Consider the following 26,263-nt stretch of genomic DNA (forward strand, 5'->3'; position numbering starts at 1 on the left):
ATGAACAGCGGCCGTTTTCTTGACCGGACCACCCCGCCCCACATCATCACGCTGGTCGTCATCGCCGGCGTCGCAGCGCTGTGCATGAATGTGTTCCTGCCCTCGCTTGCAGCCATGGCGCTTTATTTCGAGGTCGATTACGCGGTCATGCAATTTGCCGTATCCGGTTATCTCGCCGCCACCGCCTGCCTGCAGCTCATCATCGGCCCGCTATCCGATCTCTTCGGACGCCGCCCGGTCATGCTCGCCAGCATCGCGATCATGATCGTCGCCACCCTCGTCTGCATGCTGGCGCCCAATATTACCGTCTTCATGATCGGGCGCGTGGCGCAGGCGGCCGTCGTTTCCGGTTTCGTGCTCGCCCGCGCCATCGTGCGCGACATGGTGCCGATGGAACAGGCCGCCTCGATGATCGGGTACGTCACCATGGGCATGTCGGTGGTGCCGATGGTCGGCCCGACGGTTGGGGGCCTGCTCAACGACATTTCCGGCTGGCAGTCGAGCTTCGCGCTGCTCGCCCTCCTCGGCGTCGGCATTCTGGCGCTCGCCTGGTTTGATCTCGGCGAAACCAACCACAACAAATCGGCAAGCTTTTCGCAGCAGTTCCATGCTTGGCCCGAGCTTCTGCGCTCGCCGCTGTTCTGGGGTTATGCGCTGACCTCGACCTTCTCGTCCGGCATGTTCTTTTCCTTCCTCGGCGGCGCGCCCTTCGTCGGCAGCGTGCTTTATGGCCTTGCCCCGGCCATGCTCGGCCTGCAATTCTTCTTCATGGCCAGCGGTTACATGCTCGGCAATTTCGTCTCCGGCCGTTATGCCAGTCAGATCGGCATCACCCGCATGATGCTTTCGGGCAATGTCATCGCCATTGCCGGCATCGTCACGGCGATTGTGCTGATCTCCACGGGGGCGGAAAGCCCCTATGCGTTTTTCGTGCCGCTCGCCCTCATCGGTGTCGGAAACGGTGTTACCCTGCCGAGTGCCAATGCCGGCATGGTCAGCGTCCAGCCACATCTGGCTGGCTCCGCCTCTGGTCTCGGCGGCGCCATGACCATTGGCGGCGGCGCAGTGCTTTCGGTACTCGCCTCCTCGGTCCTGTCCAGGGAGGACGGAACCTGGCCGCTCCTTATCGTGATGCTGGCGACCGGCCTTGTCGCCCTCCTCACCACCTATATCGTAAGGCTGCAGGAGCAGCGGCAATGACGGCCCCTTCCAGAATACCCGGTCTCGTGCTCGCCGGCGGCCTGTCGCGGCGCATGGGCACCAACAAGGCGATGGTGATGCTGGGCGAAACACCGCTGCTTTCCCATGTCATCCGCCGCATCACCTCACAGGTCTGCGATATCACCATCAATGCGGCAAATGGCTGGGCCGAAAGCTTCGGCCTGCCCGTGCTGCCAGACACCGTAAGCGGCCATGCCGGACCGCTGGCCGGCGTTCTCGCCGGCATGCGCCATTTCCAAAAGCACGAAGCCGGAGGAAGCCATTTCCTGACGGTGCCCGCCGACAGCCCTTTTTTCCCCGATGATCTCGTGGCCCGCCTTAGCGAACACATATCGGACAATGCGATCGTCATCGCCGCCTCCAGCGGCCAGCTTCATCCGGTTTTCGCGCTCTGGCCCGTGGCGCTTGCCGATGATCTGGAAGATTGGCTGAAAAACGATGCGAACCGGCGGATCCGCGCCTATCTGGCACGGCACGTCACCATTGGCATTGCCTTTCCGCCGCTGGAAACCGCAAAGGGCAGCCTCGACCCTTTCTTCAACATCAACACGCCGGATGAACTGGCCCTGGCGCGAAGCCATCTGGAGAGCCTCGCGAAATGACGGCACAAAAGGTCTTCGGCATTGCCGGCTGGAAAAACTCGGGCAAGACCGGCCTTGCGGTGCGCATCGTCACCGAGCTGACGGCCCGGGGCTACCGCGTCTCCACCATCAAGCACGCCCATCATGATTTCGATATCGACAAGGTCGGCGCCGATAGCTGGCGTCACCGGCAGGCGGGCGCCCATGAGGTCACCATCGTCTCCGGCACCCGCTTCGCCATCATGCATGAGTTGCGCGGCGAACCGGAACCCTCCTTCGAGGAAATCCTCTCCCGCCTCGCCCCCTGCGATCTCGTGCTGATAGAGGGTTACAAATACGAGCCGGTGCCAAAGATCGAGGCGCGCCGGCTGGAGGCGGCGAAAAGCGAACCGCTTGCCGGAAGCGATCCTTATATCATCGCCATTGCAGCGGACCATGAGGTGACGGACGCTGCCCTTCCCGTCTTCGATCTCGACGATACCGGCGCGATTGCCGACTTCATCGAGAGGACGGTGGGGTTGGTGAGGGTAAACCAAGGATAGCGTTTAGGCGCTTCGGCTGCATCCCCACATCCGTCACACCGGCCTTGAGCCGGTATCCAGCCAGCCCAAGTCCTTGAGCTGAAAGGACTCCTCTCGCCGCGCAGACGCGCGTCGGCTGGATGCCGGATCAAGTCCGGCATGACGGAGGAGAAGTGGCATGAAGCCGACGCAAGCTCCCATGATCCCTCACCCCAAAAATGAAAAAGCCGGGCTCTAGACCCGGCTTCATCAATCCTTGAGACGCAATACCTATTCAAGGAAACTGGAGGGGTTCACCGGCGTCGCATCCTTGCGAACTTCGAAGTGAACCTGCGGACGCTTGGCGCTGCCCGTCATGCCGGATGTAGCAATCGTCTGGCCGCGCTGTACTTTCTGGCCACGTTGCACGTCGAGATTGGCTGCGTTGCCGTAAACCGTGACCTTGCCGTCGTCGTGGCGGACGAGAACCGTGTTGCCGAGCTGCTTCAGGCCGTTGCCCGCATAGATGACCACGCCGTTTTCAGCGGCCTTGATCGGCGTGCCCTCGGGAACCGAGATGTTGATGCCATCGTTGCGGCTGCCTTCGACATTGTCGCCGAAATTGTTGATGACAGCGCCGCGGACCGGCCAGCGATATTTGCCGATGCCCGTGGATTCCGGTGCGACGGAAGCCATGTCGGATTTCTTCTCGATATCGCTGACGCTTGCCGTGGCGGCGGGCGCCGACGGTGCGGTCGCGGCAGCAGCAGGCGCCTTGTAGGGCTCCGGCTTGGCGGATGCGGTTTCGACTGCCTTTGCCGCTTCCTTGGCGGGAACGGAGGCCGTCTTGATACCGTCGGTGCCTGCACCCGGCATGGCCAGCGTCTGGCCGACACGGATGCTCTCGTTGGAAATGCCGTTGGCGGCTTTCAGTGCGGCGACCGATACGCCGTTTTCACGGGCGATTTTCGCCAGGCTGTCACCCGGCTGAACCTTGTAGCCACCGCTTGGCGGCAAGGGCTTGCCACCGGGAGGCGTGAGCTTGCCGGCCTCGGAGGAAACCTTGTCACGGGCCACCGCCTGCGACGGCAGCACGGCAACATTCCCCTCGGGGCTGCGCAGCGGTGTCGGCTGGTCGCCATTGCGGTTGAGCGCGATGTTGCCGGCCGCATCCTTGGCGGCGTTGCGGACCTGACCGAATTTCGGAATGAGGATCGACTGGCCGGCCTGCGCCGAAGAGGCTGTCTTCAGACCATTGACCCGCAGCAGTTCCTTTTCAGGAACGCCGTAGCGGTTGGACAGGGTCGTGATGCTTTCACCGGGACGCAGCGTCACCGAGGAAGCGCCATCCGTATGCCAGCCATTCTTGTCGGAGCGGACGGTTGCGGTGGTGAGATTGTCGGCGACGGGAGCGGCGGCCTGCTGCGCTGGCGCTGCGGGAGACGGCGCAGCCTGTCGCTGTGCGGATGGGAAAGGCTGGGCCATGGCTTCGTTGCGCGTCGCCGGATCTCGGCTCGCCACCGCTGTCGGCGCCGACAGTTCGGAGCGCTGAACCGGAGAGGCGGAAGCCGAGCGGGCCGTCGAAGGCTGCACGTTGCCGCCATAACCGCCGGACTGCGGATAGGAGTTGCCAGCCATGTTCTGGTTGGCGTAACCGCCCTGCGGCGCGGCAGAGGCGTAACCGCCATTCATGTCGCCCTGCGGAACAGGGGCCTGCCCGTAAGCACCACCACCCTGCCGGGTTGGAATTGACGCCGTCGTCATCTGATCCGGTCCACTGGAAAAGAGGCCGCTGAACCGCGTTGCATCCGAGCTACAGCCCGTTGCGACGCTTGCCAGCAATGCCGCTGCGAACATTTTTGCGACTGATTTTCCGATTTTAGACGAATGTCTCATACGCATGACTCGATCTACACTGACGCCAACCCGCCGCATCGACATGCGATCCGGCACAAACTTCACTTCTTGCAAGGCCCATTTCCCGAGGTGGGGAAAACCATGCGTCGATGTTTATGATTAAAGCGCGTTAGTGTTACCACGCCGTTAAAACGTTAAGCCGCTTGGCGCTTTTTTGACACTTCGATAACCATGACGAAAACGATGCGCGCCATGCCTGGACAATAATAATAATGAAAATCAAACAGTTGTGGTAATTTAGAACTTTCGAAGACAAAAATGGAACGTCTTCAAAATTTTCATTTTGTTACAAATGACGCGCAATATGGGTGCTGAGCGGCAGATAGGGCGCATCGAACAGCTCTTCCTTTTCGAAGCGGCTGCCGGTCTTGGAAAAGCGCGTCATCACACAGCGATCATCGTCAAGGATGATCGGCGCGATCATCATGCCGCCGGAGACGATCTGTTCGGCAAAAAAGCGGGGCATGGTGGTAAAGGCCGCCGTGGAGACGATGCGGTCGAAGGTGCCCTCGCCCACAAGCCCGTTGCTGCCATCCGCCTGGCGGATCACGACATTGCGGATGGAAAGATCATCCAGACAGTTCTGTGCCTGCTGCACCAGCGTCCTGTAACGCTCCAGCGAAAAGACGCGCTCCACCCGACGCGCGATGATCGCCGTCATGAAACCGCTGCCGGTGCCGATTTCCAGCACGCGCTGGCCCGGCTTCAATTGCAGGCGAGCAAGGATTTTCACAGCCATGTCGGCGCCTTCCATGAAGGCGCCGCAGTCGATCGGGATCGTCCGGCTGGAATAGGCATCGGCCGCAAATTGCGGCGGCACGAATTTGGAGCGCGGCGTCTGCTCCACAGCCGTCAAAAGGTCGAGGTCGGAAATTCCCTCGCCTCTCAGCCGGAGAACGAGAGCGGCAAAACCTTCCTTTTCGACCATGGCAGATTTCAATCGGCGACTCCGAATCCAAGCGCTTGCGCAACCCGATCCTTGACCGTGTAATCCGTCAGGTCAAGCTTTAGCGGCGTGACCGAAATTTTGCCGTGCTTCAGGGCGTGGATATCGGTGCCTTCGCGGAACGTGCCGAGCCGCTCGCCGAAACGCAGCCAGTAATAGGGAAAACCACGGCCGTCCTGGCGTTCTTCCACCGTCAGGCCGAAATCGAGCTTGCCCTGCCCGGTCACGGACACGCCCTGCACATCCTTGGGCGCACAATTGGGGAAATTGAGATTGAGGAAGGTGCCATCAGGCAGATCGACATTCATCAGCTTGCGCAGCAGGTCCGGGGCATAGGTCTCCGCGACTTCCCACGGCACGACACGGCCTTCGGCATGGCTGAAGGCCTGGCTGAGCGCAAAGGACCGCACGCCCTGCAGCGTGCCTTCGATGGCGCCCGCAATCGTGCCGGAATAGGTCACGTCATCGGCCATGTTGGCGCCGGCATTGACGCCTGACAGCACCAGGTCGGGCTTCTCAGGCAGAACTTCGCGAATGCCCATGATGACGCAATCGGTCGGTGTGCCGCGCAGCGCATAATGCTTGTCGGAAACTTTTCGCAGGCGCAGCGGTTCGGAAAGCGTCAGCGAATGAGCAAGACCGCTCTGATCGGTCTCGGGCGCGACGATCCAGACATCGTCGGACAGCGTGCGGGCGATACGCTCCAGCACGGCCAGACCCTCGGCGTGAATACCGTCGTCATTCGTCAGCAAAATCCGCATGTTCATCTCTCCACTGCTACGCCCTTGGGAAAGGACTGATATTGTCTCTCATGGACGCATTCCCATGACCGTCATGCCGGACTTGATCCGGCATCCAGCCGACGCGCGTCTGCGCGGCGGGAAAAACCTCTTCAGCCCAAGGACTTGGGCTGGCTGGATTCCGGCTCAAGGCCGGAATGACAGAGGCGTCTTCAGGAGCCTGACAATCAGGCTGCCTTCTCGATGCGCGTCAGACCGCCCATATAGGGCAGCAGCACCTCTGGAATTGTGACGGAACCGTCCTCATTGAGATAATTTTCGAGAACCGCTATCAGGCAGCGGCCGACAGCCGTGCCGGAGCCGTTCAGCGTGTGCACGAACTTCGTGGCCTTGTCGTCCTTGCCGCGATAACGGGCATTCATGCGCCGCGCCTGGAAATCGCCGCAGACCGAGCAGGACGAGATTTCGCGATAGGTGTTCTGGCCGGGCAGCCAGACTTCCAGATCATACGTCTTGCGCGCGCCAAAGCCCATGTCACCCGTGCACAGCGTCATGGTGCGGAAATGCAGGCCGAGACGCTTCAGCACCTCTTCGGCGCAGGCCGTCATGCGCTCATGCTCGGCGACAGCACTTTCCGCATCGGTAATGGAGACAAGCTCGCACTTCCAGAACTGGTGCTGGCGCAGCATGCCGCGCGTATCGCGGCCGGCGGAGCCCGCTTCCGAACGGAAGGACGGGGTAAGCGCGGTGAAGCGCAGCGGCAGTTTCTCCTGCTCGAGGATTTCACCTGACACGAGGTTGGTCAGCGTCACTTCCGCCGTCGGAATCAGCCAGCGGCCATCGGTAGTCTTGAACAGGTCCTCGGAGAATTTCGGCAATTGCCCCGTCCCGAACATCGCCTCGTCACGCACCATCAGCGGCGAGGAGACTTCCGTATAGCCATGTTCCGAGGTGTGCAGATCGATCATGAACTGGCCGAGCGCCCGTTCCAGACGCGCCAGCTGGCTGGTCAAAACGGTGAAGCGCGAGCCGGAAAGCTTGGCCGCACGCTCGAAATCCATGTAGCCGAGCGCCTCGCCAATCTCGAAATGCTCCTTGGCCTCATGGTTCCAGCCGGGCTTCTGGCCGACCACGCGGGCCACCACATTATCGTGTTCGTCCTTGCCATCAGGCACATCGTCGAAGGGCATGTTCGGCAGGCGCGACAGGGCGTCGTTCAGCTCGGCGGTGACCTTTCGGTCCTCCTCCTCGGCGCGCGGCATGTTTTCCTTGATGTCGGCGACTTCGGCCTTGAGCTTTTCCGCAAGCTCCATGTTCTTCTGCGCCATGGCGGCGCCGATTTCCTTGGAGGCGGCATTGCGGCGGGACTGCATGTCCTGCAGGGACTGGATGACGGAACGGCGCTTTTCATCGAGAGCGATCAGGCCGCTGGCGGCAGGTTCGGCGCCGCGCCGTGCAAGAGCCGCATCAAAGGCTTCGGGGTTTTCGCGTATCCATTTAATGTCGTGCATCGTCGTTCCAGACTGTTGTTGGCCGCCCGTGTTTTATCAGCAAAACGCCGGGCGAAGGGCCCGGCGCGAGGAAATTAAATGAGCGGGAAGACCGTGGCGAAGCGTCAGGTCTCTTCCAGCTCCGTGCTTTTGGATTCCGCCGCACGTTTCCTCTCCACGAGTCGAGCCATGTAGATGGAAATCTCGTAGAGAATGATCGCAGGCAGCGCAAGACCGATCTGGGACATCGGATCGGGCGGCGTCAGCACGGCCGCGACCACGAAGGCCATGACGATGGCGAACTTGCGCTTCTCGCGCAGCCAGTCGCTGGTCAGAAGCCCGACGCGGGCCAGAAGTGTGGTAACCACCGGCAGCTGGAACACCAGACCGAAGGACAGAACCAGCGTCATGATGAGGCTGAGATATTCCGACACCTTCGGCATCAGCGAAATCGCCACCTCGCCATCCTCAGGCAATTGCTGCATGGCGAGGAAGAACCACATGACCATGGGCGTGAAGAAGAAATAGACGAGCGCCGCACCGATGAGGAAAAGGATCGGCGACGCGATCAGAAACGGCAGGAAGGCGGCGCGCTCATTCTTGTAGAGACCGGGCGCCACAAACTTGTAGAGCTGCGAGGCGATTACCGGAAAGGAGATCACCATCGCGCCGAACATCGCGACCTTGATCTGCGTGAAGAAGAATTCCTGCGGCGCTGTATAGATCAGCGACGATTTCGTCACATCCAGCCCGGCCCAGATAACCGCCCACTTATAAGGAATGACGAGCAGGTTGAAGAGATGTTTGGCAACGGCGAAACAGCCGATGAAGGCGATGAAGAATGCGCCGAGCGCCCAGATCAGCCGCGTGCGCAACTCCATGAGATGCTCGATCAGCGGCTGCGGCTTATCCTCGATGTCCCCGCTCATGCTTCATCCTTTTTGGGCTTTGCAGCCTTTGTTCTTGCCGGTTTGGCCGGCTTGGCTTCCGCCACCGCCTTCTCCGCCGCCGTTTTCTTGACGGCAGCCTTCTTGACGACGGCCTTCACGGCAGGCTTCGAAACAGCAGATTCTTCAGGCGCTTCGACAGCCTTGCTGCGCACGGTGCGTTTCGGCTTGGCGGCCACCGCCTCGGCTTCAACGGTCGCAACCGATTTCGCACGCGTGCGTTTCGGCTTTTCTTCCGCTGCCGCAACTGCGGCAACCGGCGCGGATGCCGTAGGTGCAGAGGCGACGACAGGCGGCGCATCCGGAAGCTTCATCTCGGGCTCGGGCACGCTGACCAGCGGCGCAACCGGCTCGCTCGTCGCCGGTGCTGCTGTCGAAGACAGGGAATCAGGTGCAGCCGTCGCCTTCTGGAGATCGGACTTGATCTCGTTTCCGAGCTGGCGAAGTGGGTTCATCGCGTCGCGCAGCGAATTGGTCGGATTAAGATTGCGGACATCCGAGATCGTCTGCCGCACATCGTCCATATCCGCCTCTTTCAAGGCCTCATCGAACTGCGTGCGGAATTCCCCCGCCATCTTGCGAAGGCCGGCCATCGTTTTACCGAAGGCGCGGATCATGGGCGGCAAGTCTTTCGGTCCGACGACCACGATCAGCACGACCGCAATCACCAGAAGCTCGCTCCAGCCGATATCAAACATCAATACGCTCCCGAGACCCTAGCGCCGGTCTCAAAACAAGCGGCACAGGCCGCTTACTTGATCTCGTCAGCCTTGTGGTCGACAGTCTTCGCATTGGCATCGGCCGGCGGCGGCGTCTGGTCTTCGTCGGACATGCCCTTCTTGAAGCTCTTGATGCCCTTCGCAACATCACCCATCAATTCCGGAATCTTGCCACGTCCGAAAAGGACGAGAACGATCACCAGAACGATGAGCCAATGCCACACACTAAAAGAACCCATAACTGAAACTCCTGAATTTCGCTTTCAGACGATGTAAGATGTTTGAAAGGCTTTTTCAAACAACAAATTGTCGCTTCAACGGGGAGTGAACATAAAGTTTTTGCGTCTTGTCGCCAGCGAGACGGTCAATCATTCATCGCCATCGCCGCCGCCGGGCGCAAGCAGGCCCAGTTCTTCCAGATCAAGCTGCGTGATCGGGTCTTCGTCCTCACGCAATTCATCGCTCATCATCGGCAGGGGCACGCCGAAATTGGATGGAATTCGGCCAGAAAGCAGCCCTGCCCCCTTCAGCTCTTCAAGCCCCGGCAGGTCGCGCAATTCCTCAAGGCCGAAATGATCGAGAAACTCCACCGTGGTGCCGATCGTCACCGGCCTGCCAGGCGTACGCCTGCGGCCCCTGAAACGCACCCAGCCCGCTTCCATCAGCACATCAAGCGTGCCGCGCGAGGTCTGCACGCCGCGAATTTCCTCGATTTCGGCGCGTGTCACCGGTTGATGATAGGCGATAATCGCCAGAACTTCCAGCGCCGCGCGCGACAGCTTCTTCGGCTCCTTCTCCTCCGTGCGGATGACGAAGGAAAGATCGCCCGCCGTGCGAAAAGCCCATTGCCCGCCGACCTGCACGAGATTGACGCCCCGCTCACCATAAGCGGCCTTGAGCCGGTGCAGAATGGCTGCGACATCCATGCCGCGTGGCAGGCGCTCGGCAATGAACCCCACCGAAACCGGCTCGGCCGAGGCAAAGACCAAGGCCTCGGTGATCCGCTCCGCTTCCTTCAGCTGCCGTTCGGAAAATACCGTGGGTTCGAATCCCACCCCATCTGTCACGATCGCCGCTTCGCCGGTCTCGTCGTCATTCGTCATTATCAGTCCTTTCGGCATTCACGGCGCGATCGTCTCTCTCGCTCCTGCGCATATAGATGGGCTGGAAGGCGCCCTCCTGACGAATTTGCAGCGACCCCTCGCGCACCAGTTCCAGCGAGGCGGCAAACGCGCTGGCAATCGCGGTCACCCGCATGGCGGGGTCGGGCACATATTGCAGCAGATAGTGATCGAGCACGGTCCATTCACCGACATCGCCGAGCAGATTGGTCAAGAGCTCCCGCGCCTCCACCAGCGACCAGACCTGCCGTTTTTCAATCGTGACCTGGGTGATGGCCTGCCTTTGCCGCAGATTGGCGTAGGCGCTCAGGAGATCGTAGAGATTTGCCTCGTAAGCGGAGCGGTTGATATGCGGAATATGCTCCGGCGCGCCGCGGGCGAAAACATCACGGCCGAGCTGGGCGCGGTTGACGAGGCGTTCCGCCGCCTCGCGCATCGCTTCCAGACGTTTCAGCCGGAAGGCCAGCGTCGCGGCCATTTCCTCGCCCGAGGGGCCGTCATCCTTGGATTGCTGCGGAATGAGCAGCTTGGATTTGAGAAAGGCGAGCCAAGCCGCCATGACGAGATAATCGGCCGCAAGCTCGATGCGCACGCGGCGCGCGCTTTCCACGAATTGCAGATATTGTTCGGCAAGCGCCAGCACCGAAATGCGCGACAGATCGACCTTCTGCGTGCGGGCAAGATGCAGTAGCAGATCGAGCGGGCCTTCGAAACCCGCGACATCGATGACCAGCCCGGCCTCACCCGTCAGCCGCTCCGGCGTCACATCCTGCCAGAGCTTGTCCATCGGTGTTGAATTGCGAGACTTGTCTGCTGCCATTGTTCCATCCGCCGGGCGTCCGGCCTGTCGTCCCGATTAACGGGCCGCCGCCCAACTGTCAGGAAACGGCCCACATGGCGTTGAATTCGGCTCTCAGTTCCGCTTCGTCGGAAGCGTCCGCAACGGGGAAACCCGCTTCCACGGCCCGCACCCGCTGCAGCGAACGGCCGGAAAGAACGGGAACCTCCTTCACGACCTCAAGCATTTCACCCATCACGCCGTTGCAATGCAAGACTATATCGCAGCCACCAGCAACAATATTCGCAGCCCGTTCGCCAAGCGTGCCCTTCAGCGCATTCATGGAACTGTCGTCGGACATCAGCAACCCGTCAAAGCCGATGCGACCGCGAATGATCTCTTCGATCACCTTCGGCGAGGTCGTTGCCGGTCTCTCGCGGTCGACGGCGTTGAAGACCAGATGGGCGCTCATCGCCATCAGCTCGCGGTTCAGCGCCCGGAACGGTACGAAATCATGGGCATCCAGTTCATCGAGCGGCACATCGACAACAGGCAGTTCATGGTGCGAATCCACCATGCCACGGCCATGGCCCGGCATATGTTTCATGACAGGCAGCATGCCGCCCGCCTTCAGCCCGTCGGCCGCCGCCTGCCCCATCTCGGCCACCATGGTCGGCGAGTAGCCATAGGCGCGGTTGCCGATGACGTTGCTTGCACCTTCCACCGGCACATCGAGTACCGGCAGGCAGTCGACATTGATGCCGAATTTCATGAGGTCGAAGGCATGCAGGCGCGACATCAGCCAGGCGGCGCGCAGACCCTGTTCACGATCGCGCTCGTAAATCTCACCGAGAATGCGCGCATTCGGATAGGCCTGCAGGATCGGCGGCTTGATGCGCTGTACGCGACCGCCCTCCTGATCGATCAGAACCGGAGCGTCCGGCCGCCCGACGGCATCGCGCATGGCGGCGACGAGATCGGTGATCTGCTGCGGCTCGCCGATATTGCGCCCGAACAGGATGAAGCCCCAAGGCTGCTCATCGCGGTAAAGGGCAATCTCGTCGGCAGTCAGCGAAAGCCCGCTGCATCCGAGGATCATAGCTTTGCAATCGGTCATGGTGTCACGCCTGTCTGAGAACAAAAGGGGTAAGGGAAGAATGGCCTTTAGCCATCGAGACTGCGGAGAGGTGCGGTTAATTTCTCCGCGTCATCCTCGGGCTTGACCCGAGGATCCATTTCGGCGGCCGTGAATCCTCGGGTCAAGCCCGAGGATGACGTAGAGTTTGCCGGAAGGTCCGAATATGCCAAGGGCTGCCCACGCGGCAGCCCCAATCTTCTACGCCGGATCAGCCGCTATCAGCGTGCCACCAGGCAGCTGCCGCCGGCCGAGCGGAACTTTTCGCACAGCGCCACGGCTTCGTTCTTGTCACCGGCCGGGATGCGGACGCGGTAGAACGTGCCCTTGCCGGCGATTTCGGCGGCCTTGATGTCGACGCCACGCCCACCGATGACCGAGCCGAACTTGGCCGACATGCTCTGGTAGGACTTCTGGGCCTCCGCCTGGCTCGGCAGGGACGCGATCTGGATGTAATAACCACCGGCCGAAGGGGTGTTTGTCGCGGCCGGCGTCGCGGCGGCTGTCTGCTGCTGCGCAGCCGGCGGCTGAGCCGGAGCGGTAGCGGCGGGACGGACATTACCCTGATTGGTGACGGTTGCCACGACATTGGAAGGCTGCGAGGACGGACGCGCTGCAGGAAGCGGCGCCGCCGTCTGCGAGGCCGGTGCGGCAGGCGTATTGGCCTGAGGCTGCGCAGCCTGCTCCGGCGCGACCGGAACACGCGAAGCGGCGATGACGGCAGGAGCGCCCTCACCCGGCTTGGCGGTCTGGGGCGCGGCAAGCTCCGCGACCTTGTCGGCCTTCGGCGGCTGGGCTGCCGGTGCATCGACTTCCTGGGCGACCAGCGTGCCATCCGGCTTGACGATCATCGTGCGGACCTTGCGCGGCGAAACACCGGTTGCACCGGCACCTTCGTTGTGCGCGGCCTTTTCTTCCGGCGAAAGCAGGCGCGGGTCTTCAGTTTCACCAACCGGCGTACCGGTTGCGGTTTCCATATCCCCGTCGTTTTCACCTTCCAGCGGCAATTGTTCGGGGATCAGCGTGCGCTGAACCACATCGACCGGCTGCTCGCTGCTGGAAATCAGGGCGGGCTGCTTCGGATCGGCAGCACTGCCGCCGGCCACGCGGTCATACACCGCCTTGTCCTGGTTGGGCACGACGCGACCGCCCGGATTTTCCGGCACGACCTTCATCGGATCATTATCGGCGGAAATGATGACCGGCGCGCCATTGGAGCCGGTGCTGGACGAACCGCCTGATATCAGCGCGTAGACACCGCCGCCGACAAGCACCAGACCGATTGCGGCTGCAACCGGCATGATCCAGCGGCGACCGCCGCGCTCATCCTCATCGCGATAAGCGGCCTGATGATCGACATAGGTGTTCTCGGCATCCCGTGCGTTGCCGCGGGAAGCTGCAGCCTCCTGCATGGAGCGACGGAAGTCCTCTTCCAGCGCCCGTTCGAATTCGTCGGCTTCTTCCGGAGCCTGAACGGCGGCACGCGCCTGCGGGGCGGCTGCGCGGTTTTCCGCATGTTTGTGACGATCAAGACCGCCGGCGACCGCAGGCGCAAACAGCGTCGCAAGTTCGGTGTCGATGTCGAGATCTTCTTCGTGACGGCGGGCAACCGGCTTGGGTTCGAAAACCCCGACCGGCAATTCCGGCACATCCATCTCCACAATGGTTTCCGGATGTTCTTCCGTCTCGCCGATCTGCGAAGGATCGAAAGGCAGGCTCTCCAGTGTCTGCGGCGCAACCGGCTGCGGCGCAGCGGCGGCGGGACGCGGCTGAACGGGCGCGGCTGCGGCAATCGGCGCGGATACCGGCGCGACGCGCGGCTGGGGCGTGGGCTGCTCCCTTACCGGCTGGGGTGCAGCGGCAGCGACCACAGGCGCAACCGGCTGCTGGCGAACGGGTTGCGGCACGGGCGCAGGTGCGACCTCGGCTTCGGCAATTTCGGAAAGGTCGAGATCAAGATCGAGATCGTCGAGCGCAAGCTCAAAATCATCGTCGTTGAAGCCCGCAAAATCGCTGAAATCCGGTTCCTGAACGGGAGCCGCAGATGTTGCAGGGGCAACCGGGGCTGCCCGTACCGGTATCGCGGCAACTGGCGGCTCCACCTTCGCAACCTGAGCGACAGGTGCGGCCTGAACGACGGGCGCAGACTGGACGACGGGTTCTTCACCACGGCCGGGAATGGAATATTTCGCAACGTCGTAGATCAGCTCGTCCATCGGCGACAGATCGGCCGCAACGGACGTCTGAACAACAGGAGATGTGACCGGCTGCGCAGCAGGCGTGAAGGTTTCAGCAGGCAGAGGCGTAAAGGCAGGCGCAGTCTCTTCCGCCTGAATGACGACGGGCGCCGGTGCAGGTTCGATCTGCGGCGCGATCCGGGCTGCCGGCTGCTGTTCGGACCTCGGCTCGACCCGTCGCGGATCGACCGCCGAAACATCGCGACGCGCCCCGAAATTGGCAAGCGGCAGGCGCAGGCTGGAAAATTCCAGCGAAGAACGGCCGCCATGCGAAGGCGGGCGCACGGAAACGGGTGCAGGCGCTTCCTCGGCAACCGCGATCTCCACCTCATCGGCAAGATCGAAGGCCTGCGGCTCCGGCGTGTAACCATGCGAAGACGGAATGTTGCTGGAAACATCGGCCGGAAGTTCCGGCATGGCGTGCCATTCGGGCTGGGCGGGCTCGATGGCCTGCGGCTCTTCCCATGCCAGTTGTTGGGCGGCCTGCTGGTAAACCACCGGCTCGGCAGCACGCGGCTGGCGCGAATGCACGTCGAAAACTTCGGCGACCGCACCGGCATCGTCGCGGAAATCCGCGCGAATGTCCTGTGTCGACGTTTCCACGTAATTGTGAATATAGGCGTTGTCGACTTCCGGAAGCGGCTCTTCCGTGAACTCGGGCGCCACCTCATAGGCCGGCGTCGGCTCCGGCGCATACCGGGCCTCGACCTGCGGCTCGGCCACGGGGGAGAGTTCCGGCTCGCGGCGGGCGAAAACCTGCTCGACACGCTGCATGAAGTCGTTGGGGTGGATGCCCGCACGGACATCGTTTGCCGGATCAAGAACGACCGGATCGGCGTGCGGTGCGTCGTAAACCTCGAATTCCCTCAGAAGCTCATCTTCGAGATTGAATTCGGGTTCGCGGCGGGTCACCGATGGCGCAGCCTCGGAACTCGCATGCGAAGGACGATCTTCGAAGCCGACGATACGCGCCAGTTCTGCCAGAGGATCGTTGTCAGCGAACCCTTCGGACCGGGCGTCCCGGTTATACGCGACATTTTTTTCGACCATTACGTGTTCCACCATCTACGCATTGCAGCTCTTGCCAGCGTATTGTGAGCAAATAATGGTGATATGTTATCGCATCTCGTCAGGCGCGTCCGCTCCTAAAAGAGCCAGGCCAGACTTCAAAACATTCGCGACAGCATTCACCAGCCCAAGTCTGGCAATGCTCAATTCTCGGTTTTTATCGTTAATAAAACGTAATTCCTGATGGTCTTTACCCTTGTTCCAGTGTCCATGGAAGGAACTGGCGAGATCATAGAGGTAAAAAGCAAGCCGGTGCGGCTCATGCGAAAGGGCCGCAGATTCGATCAGGCGCGGATATTCAGCAAGCTTTGCAACCAGTTGCAACTCATTGATATCGCTAATCAAAGAGACAGATGCCGCCATCTCCTCAGCCGAAGGAGAAAGCCCCGGAAACGCCTCCTGCGCCTGCCGGAAGATCGACATCGACCGGGCATGGGCATATTGCACGTAAAAGACCGGATTATCCTTCGATTGTTCGGTCACTTTTGCGAAATCGAAGTCCAGCGGCTCGGAATTCTTCCGATAAAGCATCATGAATCGCACCGGATCGCGACCCACTTCGTCCACAACATCGCGCAGTGTCACGAAGTCGCCGGAGCGCTTCGACATCTTCACCGGCTCGCCGTCGCGGTAGAGCTTGACGAGCTGGCACAGGAGCACCGTCAGTTTCGACTTGCCTTCGGAGACAGCGCGCGCAACCGCTTCCAGCCGCTTCACGTAGCCGCCATGGTCAGCGCCGAGCACATAGATCATCTCGGAGAAACCACGGTCGAACTTGTTCTTGAAATAAGCGACATCGGCGGCGAAGTAGGTGTAGGAACCGTCCGACTTCATCAGCGCGCGGTCCATGTCGTCGCCCACTTCCGTGGAGCGGAACAGCGTCTGCTCGCGGTCTTCCCAGTCTTCCGGCAATTCGCCCTTCGGCGGCGGCAGGGTGCCCTTGTAGACATGGCCCTTGAAGGTCAGATCATTGATGGCCGAAAGGATCGGCCCGCCATTGCCCTCATGCAGCGTGCGCTCCGAGAAGAACACGTCATGCTTGACGTTCAGCGTCTCAAGATCCTCGCGTATCATCGCCATCATCGCAGCGATCGCCTTGTCCTTGACGATCGGCATCCACTTTTCCTCGGGCATGGCGCGCAGCTTGATGCCATATTCATCCGCCAGCGCCTGGCCAACGGGAACGAGGTAATCGCCGGGGTAGAAGCCCGATGGAATGGCGCCGATGTCTTCGCCAAGCGCCTCGCGGTAACGCAGGAACACCGAACGGGCCAGCACGTCGATCTGCGAACCGGCATCGTTGATGTAATATTCCTTGGTGACGCCATAACCCGCAAAAGCAAGCAGGTTCGCCAGCGTGTCGCCCACCACGGCGCCACGGCAATGGCCGACATGCATCGGGCCGGTCGGATTGGCGGAGACATATTCGACGTTGATCTTCTGGCCCGCACCGATGGTCGAGCGGCCGAAATCGACGCCCTGCCCGATCATGTCGGCGAGAAGACGCTGCCAGTAACCGACGGAGACCTTGAGATTGATGAAACCGGGACCGGCAACATTGACGCTGTCGACATCGCCATCCGCCTGAAGGGCGGGCACGATGAGTTCGGCAAGCGCGCGCGGATTGGTGCCGAGCGGCTTCGCCAGCACCATCGCCGCATTGGTTGCGACATCGCCATGGCTGAGATCGCGCGGGGATTCGACGGTAATTCGACTGAAATCGACCTTTTCGCGGTTCTCTTTCACGAGATCGAGGGTTTCGAGCGCGTTTTTGATCCTGGTATCGAAATCGGCAAAAATGTTCATCGTTCCAACCTGCGCGAAGGGCTTCTGTTTATGTCCGGCCATCATAACCGGGTTGGCTTCGCGATCGCCCGCTGCCCTATCGCAAATCGGGGGTGCGGTCAAACAGCCGCTGGTGGGCGCGCAGTGCATAACTATCCGTCATACCCGCCAGATAATCGCCCACGTGCCGGGCCTTTGCGGCCACGCTCATGCCGGAAATGCTGTCCACCCAGTAGTGGCTCTGCATCTCCGCCGGCGTTTCCATATAACGGTGGAAAAGATCGGTGACGATCTGTGTCGCGCCGGCGCGGATGCGCATGATCTCCGGGTGGCGGTAGATATGGCCGAACAGCAGCTTCTTGATCTGCCGGTCGGTCTCGGCCATTTCCGGCGAGAAGGTCGCAACGGTGAAATCGGCAGCACGGATATCCGCCGCACTCTTCGGCTTCAGACGGACCAGATTCTGCTGCGCAACCCCGATCACATCCTCCACCATATGGGTGATCTGCCGGCGCATGATCTCATTGGCGAAACGCTCCTTGTCGAGTACGGGATATTTCGCCCGTACCTGCGCCATCAGGCCGCTGAGGAACGGCACCTCCTCGAGCATCTCGAAGGTGAGATAACCGGCGCGCAAACCGTCATCGATGTCATGGGTATTATAGGCGATGTCATCGGCAATCGCCGCCACCTGCGCCTCGAGGCTGGCATAGCTGCCGATTTCCAGATCCTGCAGCTCGCAATATTCGAGGATCGGCAGCGGAACCGGCCCCTTGATCCCCTCGCCCCTGGCATTCACCAGCGGGCCATTGTGCTTGACCAGCCCTTCGAGCGTCTCCCAGGTCAGGTTGATGCCGTCATACTCGGCGTAGCGGCGCTCCAGCTTGGTGACGATGCGCAGCGACTGGGCATTGTGATCGAAGCCGCCATAGGGCAACAGCACCGCGTCCAGTGCATCCTCGCCGGTATGGCCGAAAGGCGTGTGGCCGAAATCATGCACCAGCGCCACGCCCTCGGCCAGGTCCTCGTCGAGCTTAAGCGCGCGGGCGAGCGCCCGGGCGATCTGCGCCACCTCGATGGTGTGGGTGAGGCGCGTGCGATAATGGTCACCGTCGGGGCTGATGAACACCTGCGTCTTGTGCTTCAGGCGGCGGAAGGCTGTCGTGTGGACGATGCGGTCCCGGTCGCGCTGGAATTCCGACCGTGTCAGGCTACCCTCTTCGGCAAAAAGACGCCCGCGCGTGGTCCACGGATCGGAGGCGAAAACCGCTCTCTCGCCACTTCCGAAACCCAATGCGCGCTGGTCTATGATCATATATCCACCTGTTGTCTTCTCTGGCCGCGACGTCCTTTTCGCCTTGGCCATTGACCTTTTCATTCACCCTTCATACCTATCGAAGAGGTCAGCGCAAAGCATCATCGCGGCGCAGGCGCCTTCACACAGGCTATAGACCGTTAATTTGACCGGTTTATAATAGTGACAATGAGATTATTGCTCTCCGGTTCTTGACCCCGGCACGAGGAACGACATGGAAAACAGCGACATTACACTTTCGGAAGCCGCAGCGAAGCGAATCGCCCAGATCGTCGCAGCGGATGCAGGCAAACAGGCACTGCGCGTTTCGGTGGAAGGCGGCGGCTGCTCGGGCTTCTCCTACAAGTTCGATCTGGCGGAAGACCCCGCCGATGACGACATCGTGATTGCGCGCGGCGACGCCAGAGTGCTGATCGACAGCATGTCGGTCATCTACATGGCCGGCTCCGAAATCGACTTCGTCGACAACCTGCTCGGCCAGTCCTTCCAGATCAAGAACCCGAATGCGGTCGCAAGCTGCGGCTGCGGCACCAGCTTCTCGATCTGACGCCATTCTATCCACCACATCCTCACCAGCCGTTTCCAAAAACGGTGGCAATCGCTTTTGCATCGGGTAAAAGTACCCCCACAAAAGGGAAACTCCGATGAAGATTGCCACCTGGAACATCAATGGCGTCAAGGCGCGTATCGAAAACCTCTGCCAGTGGCTGAAGGATTCATCGCCTGACATTGTCTGCCTTCAGGAAATCAAATCCGTCGATGAGGGCTTTCCCCGCCTTGAGATCGAGGCTCTCGGCTATCATGTCGAGACACATGGTCAGAAGGGCTTCAACGGCGTCGCCCTGCTCTCGAAGATGAAGCCGGACGAGATCAATCGCGGCCTGCCGGGAGACGATGCCGACGAACAGGCGCGTTTCATCGAGGGCGTGTTTTCCGTCGATGGCGGCGCGATCCGGGTCTGCTCGCTTTACCTGCCGAACGGCAATCCGCCGGATGATCCGGTCAAATATCCCTACAAGCTTGCCTGGATGGAACGGCTGCGCCGCTTTGCCGAAGACCGCCTCGCGCTGGAGGAGCCGCTCATTCTGGCCGGTGACTACAACGTCATCCCCGAACCCTTCGATTGCCACGACCCACGCGTGTGGGAAGGTGACGCCCTGTTCCTGCCGCAGACCCGTTCGGCCTTCCGCAAGCTGGAAAATCTCGGCTTTACCGATGCCGCGCGCGCAACGACGGATGAGCCCGGACTTTATTCCTTCTGGGATTATCAGGCCGGCGCATGGCCGAAAAACAACGGCATCCGCATCGATCACCTGATGCTTTCGTCGGAAGCGGCGGACCGACTGCAATCGGTCAACATCGAAAAACATGTGCGGGCTTGGGAAAAACCGTCCGACCACGTACCGGTCTGCGGTTACTTCGATTTCAGACCGGTCGGCTGACCGGCTCTCACCAAGGCGGCTGAAGCCTCAGCCGCGGGCGACATCAATTCAATCCGGATCGTCGATCCGCATGTTCTGCGCCATTGCGATGGCCGCGCGGCGATCGTTTTCACCAGAGAGCGAAAACGCCTGTTCCTGAAGGCTCTGGATCCAGGTGCAATCCACCGCCGTGCATTTGTCCAGCGCGGCCGTCATGAAGGCCAGTCCTTGCGTCGTCTGGCCTTCCTGGAAGAGCAGATTGCCGAAAATCGACATGGCGCCGGCATGACCGTGCTTGCGCGCCTGGTTAAGCCACTTCTTGGCCTGCTGCACGTCGGCCCGGCCACCCTCGCCGGCAAGGATCATCTCCGCCAGCCGGAACTGCGCTTCGGCCACACCAAAGGTGGAAGCCACCTGGAAATAAAGCTGGCGGGCCTGCGACAGGTCCATCTTCACCGGGCTTCCGGGAATACCGTGGCGGTAATAATCGGCAAGGGAAAGAAGCGCGTTGACGAAGAAACCGGTATCTTCCGAACCCGGCTCGACGCCCTGATTGGCGATTTCGCTGTAAATCTTGAAAGCTTCGAAGTCGTTCTTGGCGACGCCGTCGCCGAAGGCGTACATATTGGCAAGCGCCCAGCGCGAGCCTGTATGGCCCTTTTCAGCCGCGTAGCGATAGGCCTCGACAGCTTCACCCTTGTTGCCGTTCTTGTAGGCCTTGAAACCGAACTTGAACAGATCGAAGGGGCCGGATTCCTTGGTCACGCCCGCATTGATGTCAAAAGCCGCGGCAGGCATTGCGAGCGACGCAAGCAACATGCCCATAAGGAGCGGCTTTAAAACGTTGGCTTCACATTTCAGCATTTCAGCGAACTTCTCTCACTCTTCCCGGCATATAGCCAATACTTGCGGAATACTGCAAAGCCGAACCCCGCCGGGTCGCGATTTTTCGAACACACTGCGTCTTTCCGGCAGCACTTTCCAGCGCACCGCCGGTGGTTTCATGCGGCAATTGCTCAAAATTTTCAGTGAGACAGATATAGGCATAATTTCCGGCAATATAACGGCGTTTCACCGCCTGCCGGTCAACGTCAAACAAGAAAGCCGGACCAAATTCCCGTATTACTTGCTTAAACCCTGAATCCAAATCCGTTTTCACTTTCTGCAATTCCGCAGGCCCACATCAAACGCCTGCATGTTCTTCCATTCCCGCGCCCATAAACATAAGCCAAGCACCCTGTTTGTGGCGGGAAATGGACAGATATGCCCACATTCCAACGCGGCTCCACGCTTGCAGAAAAGTGTTGCCAAATCGTCACAAAACTTTCGGCCTGGAAGATTTTATCGAGAAGGAATCATAGTCGGGCATGAAAAAAGGCCCGGTTGGTAAACCGGACCTTTATTTTAGCATCAATGGAAGTATGGCGTCAGAACTTGACCTTCACACCCGTCGAAATGGCGGCCACAAGATCGTTGCCGAAGTCATAGCCAGCCTCGTTGCCGCACGTGAAGCCTGCCCCGCAGGGTCCGCCGTTGATCGAGGAGCTTCCCGAGGTCAACAGGCCAAGAGCACCGGCAATCTTGAATTCGATATTCTTGTTAGGCGAATAAACGATCTGCGTGCCGAGAGTCCAGGTGTCGGTCTGCGTGCCGATAATCGTGGACGTCCCGCGATCCCAAGTCACGCTGACAGCGCCGCTCCATTGTTCGTTAAACTTATGGCCGACACCGCCAGAGATAGTCCAGCCATCGCGATAATACAGGTCAAGCGTGTTCAACGTGTCTGTCCCGCTCGGAACACACGGCGATGTGCCGACGGCGCAGAAGGGAATAACCTGAATCTGACTCCAATCAGTCCATTTTACCGAGCCAAAGGCAAGCCAGTCAGGTGCAATGCCTGATTGGAATTTGAGCTCGATGCTGTCGGGCATAGAAATAGATCCATAGACCGGTACGAGCTTGCCGCCATACTTCGCCAACGTTGGAGATATGGACGGCGGTGTCTGCGGGATCGATCTAACGTCGGCAAAACCAGTCAGGTCGTGATCGACAGCGCTGTTGTAAACAAGGCTTGTGCGGAAAGCGATTTCAGGAATTTCATAGGCCACGCCAGCACGCCAGCCCCAGCCATCACCTTCCATCTCCAGTTTGCCGACACCGCTGAAGCTGGACCATGCGGGGTTCAAGCCAAGAACGGCCGGTCCAAGCACTTGACGGTATTTATAACCGCTGATTTCCTGATAGAATCCACCGCCAATGATCGAGAAGTCACCCTTGCCAAGATCGAACTTCACGCGGCAGGTGGTGGCATAATTGTGCGACTTGACCTTGGTTTCGATATTGTAGCTCGATCCCTGCCAGATGCCGGGATTGAGATGCGCACCCCAGGGCTGCGAATAATCGAACATGCAGTCGCCGAAATCGCCGATCGCTGCTTTGGCGCCGATACGGGTAGACCAGAAGTTCTCCGAATCGTCCGCGCTGGTAGACCACGAGGCAGGTAAGGGACCGCTCTTCAGCGGATTGTCACGCGCATTCTCGACCTTGCGCTGCGGTGCTACGAAAGTAGCGGAACTATCCAGAACATAGTCGGACGGGTCGAACAGCAGGTCGATATTATAACCACCGCGCTCAAGGCCACCCGCCAGTGAAGGCGTGACCGCCGCGATGCTGACTGCGAAACATACCGCGCCGCGAAAAATTGCAGTTTTTGCCATCTCTCTCCCCAATCAAGGCAATGTGATCGAGGATAGAGTGAAGTGCTGACGGGCAAATGACAATGTGCCGCAGCGCGGCGCGATCCTGCCCGCACAGCCATTTTTTTACGTAAGTTTTTTATGTATGCCCTCTTATATAATCATTTTAGGCTATTTTTCTAACCCGGCTGGAAAAACTGATACAAAACGAAACAAATTCCCAACCGGAACGGGAAATGTCGCCAAATAACCACAGTTGGCGGTTTCCCGAACAAACCCGCTTATCAGGCCGTTTTCATTGGTTTTTTTCAGCTTTTCCAGGCGTTTTCGGCGACAATCCGGGTGAAATAATCGCACTGTCAGGCAAGTGCGATTCGCCAGTGCAACGCAGCAATGAAAAGAAATGAATTGTCACAACCGGCAAAAAACGCCCGGCCTTGCGGGCGTTTCCGACGGTCGATGAAAGGTCGAAAATACTGGCGCTGTCGTCCTCGCCCGTGAGGCGAGGAACATCTTCGATCGAGGGCCCTTATCCCCGGGCCAAACCCGGGGATATGCTTGTGTTCAAGGGGAGGACATCCACGATGGGCCTGCCCTCCTCATGGCCCGCTTTCAATATGCGGCGGCACGCTGCACGCCTTATCCCGCCTCGCTGACGCGTTGCAGGGCGGTTCTGAGGCTTGCCAGCTGAACGTCCAGCTCCGCCTTGCGCTCGCGCTCGGCGGCCACGACCTCAGGATCGGCATTGGCCACGAATTTTTCATTCGAGAGCTTCTTGTCGATGCGCTCCATTTCCGCATCCACCTTGCCGATCGCCTTTTCGAGACGGGCCTTTTCAGCCCCAAGATCGACGAGGTTGCCAAGCGGCAGGCAGACCGTGGCTTCGCCGACGATGATCTGCGCGGAACCCTTCGGCGCAACATCGGCGCCACGGATTTCATCCGCCCGCGCCAGACGCCGGATCGCGGCGGCATGGCGGTCGAGCCGCGCCTCTGTCGATGTGTTGGCGCCGACAACCACCAGCGATGCGGTGGCACCCGGCGGCACATTCATCTCGGCGCGTGTCGAGCGGATACCGGAGACCAGATCGATCAGCCAGTTGATTTCCGCAGCCGAGGCATCGTCACGGAACTCCGGCACCGGCCAGTCGGTCAGGCAGAGCAGATCGTTCCGCTCCTCGCCCTCACCCGCCGTGTGCGCCCACAGCTCTTCCGTCATGAACGGCATGAAGGGATGCAGAAGCTTGTAGATCTCGTCCAGAACATAGGCCGCGCAGGCCTGCGATTCCGACTTTGCCTTTTCGTCTTCGCCGCTGAAGACGGGCTTCAGCAGTTCCAGATACCAGTCGCAGAACTGGTTCCAGACGAAGCGGTAGAGAATGCCGGAGGCATCGTTGAAGCGGAAGTTTTCAAGCGCCGCCGTCACATCACGCGCCGTATTGGCAAGTTCGGTCAGGATCCAGCGGTTGATGGTCAGCGAAGCGGTTTCTGCAAGGAAATGCGGATCGCGCTTCACGCCGTTCATCTCGGCAAAACGGGTCGCATTCCAGAGCTTGGTTCCGAAGTTGCGATAACCGGCAATACGCGCCGGATCGAGCTTCACGTCACGGCCCTGCGCCGCCATGATGGCAAGCGTGAAACGCAGCGCATCCGCACCATATTCGTCGATCAGCTCCAGCGGATCGATGACGTTGCCCTTGGACTTCGACATCTTCTGGCCGTTCTTGTCACGAACCAGCGCGTGGATATAGACCGTGCTGAAGGGCTCGACCGGATTGCCGGCGTCGTCCTTCATGAAATGCAGGCCCATCTGCATCATCCGCACCACCCAGAACGGGATGATATCGAAGCCGGTGACCAGCACGTTGGTCGGATAATAACGCGCCAGTTCCGGCGTCTGCTCGGGCCAGCCGAGCGTCGAGAACGGCCAGAGCGCCGACGAGAACCAGGTATCGAGAACGTCTTCGTCGCGGGTCAGGATTTCGCCCGGCTTGAAGTTCTCAAGCTTCTCCTCGACCCAGGCCTTCCACGGGCCTTCATGGGCAATGTAATGCTGGATGGCCGCCTGAAGCGCCTCTTCCTCGGTCTTCTCAACGAAGACCTGCCCGTCCGGACCGTACCATGCGGGGATCTGGTGTCCCCACCACAATTGCCGCGAAATGCACCAGGGCTGGATATTTTCCATCCACTGGAAGTAGGTGTTTTCCCAGTTCTTCGGCACGAAATTGGTGCGGCCTTCGCGCACCGAGGCAATGGCCGGCTGGGCCAGCGTCTTGTTGTCCACCCACCACTGGTCGGTCAAGCGCGGCTCGATCGGCACGCCGCCGCGGTCACCATGCGGCACCACGTGCTTGTGCGGCTCGATCTTGTCGAGCAGCCCGGCTTCCTCGAAGATTTCGACGATAACCTTGCGGGCGAAGAAACGATCCTGTCCTTCCAGACGATCCCATGCGCCATGCAGCGCGGCGGGATGACTGAGGCCTTCGAGGAAATCCTCGTTCTCCTTGATCGAAATCGTTCCGTCGATATTCATGACGTTGATGGCGCGCAGGCCGCAACGCTTGCCGACTTCGAAATCGTTGAAGTCATGCGCAGGCGTGATCTTGACCGCGCCCGTTCCTGCCGTCGGATCGGCATAATCGTCGGCGACGATCGGGATCTTGCGGCCGACGATCGGCAGAATGACGTGCTTGCCGACGATGCCCTTATAGCGCTCGTCCTCCGGGTTCACCGCAACGCCCGTATCACCCAGCATGGTTTCCGGGCGCGTCGTGGCAACGACGATGTAATCGCGCGTCTCGAATTCCGTGGGTTTGCCTTCTTCGTCGAAAGCAACGGGGTATTGATAGGTGACGCCCTTTTCCAGCGGATAGCGCAGGTGCCACAGATTGCCCTTCATCTCGATTTGCTCGACTTCCATGTCGGAAATGGCGGTGAGCAGCTTCGGATCCCAGTTGACGAGGCGCTTGTCCTTATAGATCAGGCCCTGCTTGTAGAGCGTGACGAAAACCTCGAGAACGGCCTCGGAAAGACCCTCGTCCATGGTGAAGCGCTCGCGCGACCAGTCACAGGACGCACCGAGGCGTTTCAGCTGGTTAAAGATCAAACCACCCGATTCAGCCTTCCACTCCCAGACCTTCTCCACGAAAGCCTCGCGGCCCATGTCGCGGCGGCCCGGAAGCTGGGCTTCCATCAGCTTGCGCTCGACGACCATCTGCGTGGCGATGCCCGCATGGTCCATGCCCGGCTGCCACAGCACATCCTTGCCGCGCATGCGCTCGAAGCGGACCAATATATCCTGCAGCGTGTTGTTGAGCGCATGGCCCATATGCAGGGAGCCCGTCACATTTGGCGGCGGGATGACGATGGTGAAGGTTTCCGCACCCGGCTTGGCATTGGCGCCGGCCCGGAAGGCGTTCGCCTCGTCCCAGGCTTTGGCGATCTTCGGTTCGACGGTTGCGGAATCGTAGGTCTTTTCGAGCATTTCCTGACCTGAATTTTAGAGTTCTTGTGTGGATTTTTTAAATAAGGATGGACGGTCGAGAGTCAACAGAAACCAGCCCGCGAGCGACCCATTGAGAGGTTACACCTGCGACTATGACCCGATAACGCCTTCATCTTCAACAAAAAAGCCGCCCCGGTGCCGG

At 60.2% G+C, this 26,263-nt stretch carries 22 protein-coding genes; 5 read left to right on the forward strand and 17 right to left on the reverse strand.

The annotated features are described in order from the left end of the window. Genes AGR13A_RS08110 through mobB form a run of 3 tightly spaced genes read left to right on the forward strand, consistent with a single transcriptional unit; the run spans nucleotide 1 to nucleotide 2,344 of the window. Complete coding sequence (locus AGR13A_RS08110) at nucleotides 1-1,200, forward strand: multidrug effflux MFS transporter (RefSeq protein WP_080834639.1); 1,200 nt, start codon at nucleotides 1-3, stop codon at nucleotides 1,198-1,200. Beyond that, nucleotides 1,197-1,823 (forward strand): molybdenum cofactor guanylyltransferase MobA, encoded by a 627-nt coding sequence (gene mobA, locus AGR13A_RS08115; protein WP_080834641.1) that lies wholly within the window; start codon nucleotides 1,197-1,199, stop codon nucleotides 1,821-1,823. Before AGR13A_RS08110 ends, mobA begins: the two co-directional genes overlap by 4 nt. Then, entirely contained in the window at nucleotides 1,820-2,344 is a 525-nt protein-coding gene (mobB, locus tag AGR13A_RS08120; RefSeq protein ID WP_080834643.1) for a molybdopterin-guanine dinucleotide biosynthesis protein B, read from the forward strand. Before mobA ends, mobB begins: the two co-directional genes overlap by 4 nt. Before the next feature lie 249 nt (nucleotides 2,345-2,593). Here mobB and AGR13A_RS08125 read toward each other — a convergent pair whose 3' ends face one another. From AGR13A_RS08125 to AGR13A_RS08185, 13 genes are all read right to left on the reverse strand, one after another. Beyond that, nucleotides 2,594-4,159 (reverse strand): LysM peptidoglycan-binding domain-containing M23 family metallopeptidase, encoded by a 1,566-nt coding sequence (locus AGR13A_RS08125; RefSeq protein WP_167377443.1) that lies wholly within the window; start codon nucleotides 4,157-4,159, stop codon nucleotides 2,594-2,596. Between the two features lie 346 nt (nucleotides 4,160-4,505). Further along, the gene (locus AGR13A_RS08130; RefSeq protein WP_035223105.1) at nucleotides 4,506-5,159 is read right to left on the reverse strand and encodes a protein-L-isoaspartate(D-aspartate) O-methyltransferase; all 654 of its coding nucleotides are present in this window, start codon (nucleotides 5,157-5,159) and stop codon (nucleotides 4,506-4,508) included. Continuing rightward, nucleotides 5,156-5,926 (reverse strand): 5'/3'-nucleotidase SurE, encoded by a 771-nt coding sequence (gene surE / locus AGR13A_RS08135; RefSeq protein WP_080834647.1) that lies wholly within the window; start codon nucleotides 5,924-5,926, stop codon nucleotides 5,156-5,158. The genes AGR13A_RS08130 and surE overlap by 4 nt, the downstream gene beginning before the upstream one ends. Before the next feature lie 206 nt (nucleotides 5,927-6,132). Beyond that, a complete protein-coding gene (gene serS / locus AGR13A_RS08140) occupies nucleotides 6,133-7,416 on the reverse strand; it encodes a serine--tRNA ligase (protein WP_035223103.1) in 1,284 nt (427 codons plus the stop codon). A gap of 104 nt (nucleotides 7,417-7,520) precedes the next feature. Beyond that, complete coding sequence (gene tatC / locus AGR13A_RS08145) at nucleotides 7,521-8,324, reverse strand: twin-arginine translocase subunit TatC (RefSeq protein ID WP_080834649.1); 804 nt, start codon at nucleotides 8,322-8,324, stop codon at nucleotides 7,521-7,523. Then, nucleotides 8,321-9,040, reverse strand: a complete 720-nt coding sequence (gene tatB, locus AGR13A_RS08150; protein WP_080834651.1) for a Sec-independent protein translocase protein TatB — start codon at nucleotides 9,038-9,040, stop codon at nucleotides 8,321-8,323. The genes tatC and tatB overlap by 4 nt, the downstream gene beginning before the upstream one ends. A gap of 53 nt (nucleotides 9,041-9,093) precedes the next feature. Continuing rightward, nucleotides 9,094-9,300, reverse strand: coding sequence for a twin-arginine translocase TatA/TatE family subunit (locus AGR13A_RS08155; RefSeq protein ID WP_080834653.1), 207 nt, complete (start codon nucleotides 9,298-9,300; stop codon nucleotides 9,094-9,096). Between the two features lie 129 nt (nucleotides 9,301-9,429). Continuing rightward, a complete protein-coding gene (gene scpB / locus AGR13A_RS08160) occupies nucleotides 9,430-10,164 on the reverse strand; it encodes an SMC-Scp complex subunit ScpB (protein WP_139786034.1) in 735 nt (244 codons plus the stop codon). After that, nucleotides 10,154-11,002, reverse strand: coding sequence for a segregation and condensation protein A (locus AGR13A_RS08165; protein ID WP_080834655.1), 849 nt, complete (start codon nucleotides 11,000-11,002; stop codon nucleotides 10,154-10,156). The genes scpB and AGR13A_RS08165 overlap by 11 nt, the downstream gene beginning before the upstream one ends. Nucleotides 11,003-11,060: 58 nt before the next feature. After that, entirely contained in the window at nucleotides 11,061-12,077 is a 1,017-nt protein-coding gene (gene nagZ, locus AGR13A_RS08170) for a beta-N-acetylhexosaminidase (protein WP_080834656.1), read from the reverse strand. A gap of 239 nt (nucleotides 12,078-12,316) precedes the next feature. Beyond that, nucleotides 12,317-15,382, reverse strand: coding sequence for an SPOR domain-containing protein (locus AGR13A_RS08175; protein WP_080834657.1), 3,066 nt, complete (start codon nucleotides 15,380-15,382; stop codon nucleotides 12,317-12,319). Nucleotides 15,383-15,448: 66 nt separating this feature from the next. Beyond that, complete coding sequence (gene argS, locus AGR13A_RS08180; protein ID WP_080836684.1) at nucleotides 15,449-17,206, reverse strand: arginine--tRNA ligase; 1,758 nt, start codon at nucleotides 17,204-17,206, stop codon at nucleotides 15,449-15,451. Nucleotides 17,207-17,282: 76 nt separating this feature from the next. Then, the gene (locus tag AGR13A_RS08185) at nucleotides 17,283-18,500 is read right to left on the reverse strand and encodes a deoxyguanosinetriphosphate triphosphohydrolase (protein WP_080836686.1); all 1,218 of its coding nucleotides are present in this window, start codon (nucleotides 18,498-18,500) and stop codon (nucleotides 17,283-17,285) included. A gap of 214 nt (nucleotides 18,501-18,714) precedes the next feature. Between AGR13A_RS08185 and erpA the strand changes: the two genes are divergently transcribed. Beyond that, a complete protein-coding gene (erpA, locus tag AGR13A_RS08190) occupies nucleotides 18,715-19,047 on the forward strand; it encodes an iron-sulfur cluster insertion protein ErpA (RefSeq protein ID WP_080834658.1) in 333 nt (110 codons plus the stop codon). Nucleotides 19,048-19,144: 97 nt separating this feature from the next. Continuing rightward, nucleotides 19,145-19,942, forward strand: coding sequence for an exodeoxyribonuclease III (gene xth / locus AGR13A_RS08195; protein WP_080834659.1), 798 nt, complete (start codon nucleotides 19,145-19,147; stop codon nucleotides 19,940-19,942). A gap of 48 nt (nucleotides 19,943-19,990) precedes the next feature. Here xth and exoR read toward each other — a convergent pair whose 3' ends face one another. From exoR to AGR13A_RS08215, 4 genes are all read right to left on the reverse strand, one after another. After that, on the reverse strand, nucleotides 19,991-20,785 hold the full coding sequence (gene exoR, locus AGR13A_RS08200) for an exopolysaccharide production regulator ExoR (RefSeq protein ID WP_035223082.1): 795 nt from the start codon (nucleotides 20,783-20,785) through the stop codon (nucleotides 19,991-19,993). 1 nt (nucleotide 20,786) lies between these two features. Further along, nucleotides 20,787-21,080, reverse strand: a complete 294-nt coding sequence (locus tag AGR13A_RS08205) for a hypothetical protein (RefSeq protein WP_237681216.1) — start codon at nucleotides 21,078-21,080, stop codon at nucleotides 20,787-20,789. Nucleotides 21,081-21,348: 268 nt separating this feature from the next. Next, the gene (locus AGR13A_RS08210; RefSeq protein WP_035223077.1) at nucleotides 21,349-22,638 is read right to left on the reverse strand and encodes an outer membrane protein transport protein; all 1,290 of its coding nucleotides are present in this window, start codon (nucleotides 22,636-22,638) and stop codon (nucleotides 21,349-21,351) included. A gap of 618 nt (nucleotides 22,639-23,256) precedes the next feature. Further along, complete coding sequence (locus tag AGR13A_RS08215; RefSeq protein WP_080834661.1) at nucleotides 23,257-26,100, reverse strand: valine--tRNA ligase; 2,844 nt, start codon at nucleotides 26,098-26,100, stop codon at nucleotides 23,257-23,259. Nucleotides 26,101-26,263: the final 163 nt, after the last annotated feature.

Origin of the sequence: Agrobacterium genomosp. 13 str. CFBP 6927 (assembly GCA_900012615.1) — a bacterium.
GTDB lineage: Bacteria > Pseudomonadota > Alphaproteobacteria > Rhizobiales > Rhizobiaceae > Agrobacterium.